Source organism: Shewanella sp. GutDb-MelDb, assembly GCF_002836075.1.
Lineage (GTDB): Bacteria > Pseudomonadota > Gammaproteobacteria > Enterobacterales > Shewanellaceae > Shewanella.
Window position 1 is genome coordinate 1 of record NZ_PJBM01000057.1, and the last position, 2,362, is coordinate 2,362.

The 2,362-nt window shown below is 38.4% G+C and carries 2 protein-coding genes; one reads left to right on the forward strand and one right to left on the reverse strand.

Translation table 11 applies throughout. The features are described 5' to 3' along the window. The first annotated feature begins 107 nt into the window (after positions 1-107). Positions 108-1,109, forward strand: coding sequence for a LysR family transcriptional regulator (locus CXF82_RS01190; RefSeq protein WP_101097968.1), 1,002 nt, complete (start codon positions 108-110; stop codon positions 1,107-1,109). Positions 1,110-1,346: 237 nt separating this feature from the next. On the opposite strand, the gene CXF82_RS01195 is transcribed toward CXF82_RS01190, so the two are convergent. Further along, positions 1,347-2,312, reverse strand: coding sequence for a LysR family transcriptional regulator (locus tag CXF82_RS01195; RefSeq protein WP_102043537.1), 966 nt, complete (start codon positions 2,310-2,312; stop codon positions 1,347-1,349). Between the last annotated feature and the right edge of the window lie 50 nt (positions 2,313-2,362).

The following is a 2,362-nucleotide window of genomic DNA, read 5'->3' on the forward strand; positions in this document are numbered from 1 at the left end:
ATTACATTTTATTTTTTGTATTCATGTCTATATGTGATTACTATAGCTGCAAGTGCTATTGTTTAGTAATAATTTAAATATTAATATATATTCATGGATGTATTGTAATGCGAAAGGAACTCTCTAAATTAGATTATTTCACACTTAAAGTTCTCATAGGTTTATTTGAATTTAAGAACTGCAGTGTCGTAGCTGAGAAACTAAATACAACTCAGCCTAAAGTCAGCCGTGCCTTAAGCAGCCTCCGTGAAGTCATCCAGAATGAACTGTTTGTGCGTCAGCAGTATGGTTTACAACCCAATTCGATGGCCGAAAAAATCTATCCTTTGGCTAAATCGATAGTCGCTACACTGGAAGAAATAGATCAGGTGGCTATGAGTCAATCAGGTGTAAGACGTGTTGTTAATGTGGCGGTTCAGGAGCATATGTCTGCATTTTTTTTGGAGGCAATATCGGAAGTTTGTGTTCATTTGAAACAGGAAGTGAGCGTTAACATTCAGCCCTGGTGTGATAATGTTTCCCAACTGATTGCCCAAGGTAAGCTGGACTATGCAATCACTGCTAACTCGACTTATCACGAGATGATAGAAAACCTTGAACTGGGTGAGGTAAGTTATCGGTTCGTTGTCGCCAAGAAAGGTCATCCCATTTTTCGAAAGCCCCTGAGTTATTCATCGCTTATCGAAAATCGACTGGTTTTTATCAATTATTGCCAGGTGGGCTCAAAGCCTAACTGGTTCGAATCCATTGTGAAGCTACGAGGTGAGGAATTAAAGCTAATCTTAAAGACCTCTTGCCACAACATGGCGCTGGATCATATCGTTAAATCCGATGACGTGTGTTGTACCGCATCCATTTTTGCCTATCAATATTTTAAGAATCGTGATGATACTGACTTTATCGATGCGACAGACTTTTGTCATGTTGAGTTAGCTAAGGCTAAAAAAGAATTGGAGCCGGCAGAGCATCAAAAATATTATTATTACCTGCAATATCATCATTCTAATGAGAATGAATTTACACATCTTTTGTCGGAAATAATGAAGCGAAAAATTGACTTTATGCAAGACGAATATGAGCAGGCAAAATCACTCGTCACTATAGAATAGACCCCGCTAACATCAGGCTATCGATAGTTTAACGCTAATGGAATCTTTCTAGATGAAAGGTTTCATTAGGGAGTCTAACTTGCCGTTTAATCGCTAGGGGAAAATGGTATACCTGCGTTTAACTTGAATCCGTATGTTCTGTGTCGATATTTCCTCAAAAAAATAGTGAGTACTTGTTCACTCACTATTGATGTCCAAGGACAGATGGCTAAGCCCATTATTAATAATGCCAAAGTCTCAGTGCAGTGCAGTGTTGACCAAACCTTGAATTTGAGTGGATAACCATTGCTGGTTAGGCTCTGCTTTGGCCTTATTGTAAACCAGATATAAAGTTGGCACCTTGATTTGCATATAGAGTCGCTCTGACTCGACATCTGAAATCCGACAAGCATGCAGGTTGTGGGTACTGTTTATCATGTTATATATGGAGCTGTAGGGGAGCAAGGCGACGGCTTGGGTTGATCTTAGGTATTCAAATAAGCCGGATAGACTGCTGAGATCCATCTCAGTGTTAAGTTGAATACCGTTTAAATGGCAATAGGCTTGAAATGGACTCATTTTTTGTTTAGTAACATCAACATTCACATTAACAAATGGATACTCAGCAATCGATTCTAAGGTGATCTCTTGTTTGAGTATTGGATGTTCATGGTGGCAGATGAGAAATAATTTATTCAGTTTTTTTAATGGAATGGCTTCGAGCTGCTCATCTATGTCCTTGATGTCCTCAATCATGTTGCAGCAGCACAGACCTATATTGACCTCACCGGTGACGATACTATCTATTGAATTTCTTGTGCAGGTTGAGATATTAAAGCTCATATCTTTTCCCGCATTCCTAATCGAAGTTAATAGTACTTTTGGGAATGTGTAGGAGATTAGATCAGGTGAAGCTATTTCAAAGTGATGAGTCAGTTCGACACTATTTTCTCCGTGTAGCTTTTGTAGGTTTTTCGAACATTCTACAATCTCCTTCACAATAGGGTATATTTTCCCTGCGAATTCATTTGGTACTAGCCCATGTTTTTTTCTGATGAATAGCTCATTGCCAAAGATTTCCCTAGCATGCTTGAGGCATCGACTTATTTTCGGCGCGGGTATGTTTAACTGGTGAGATACTGACGTTGCCGATTTACTCTCATAGAGATGAACTAGTATATTTAAACTGAGTAAATCCAAGTCGCTAAAGCTTATATCCCTCATTTATAATGCCTCTTTAAAATAGTTTTTACTTATTTAATAATAATCTTTTT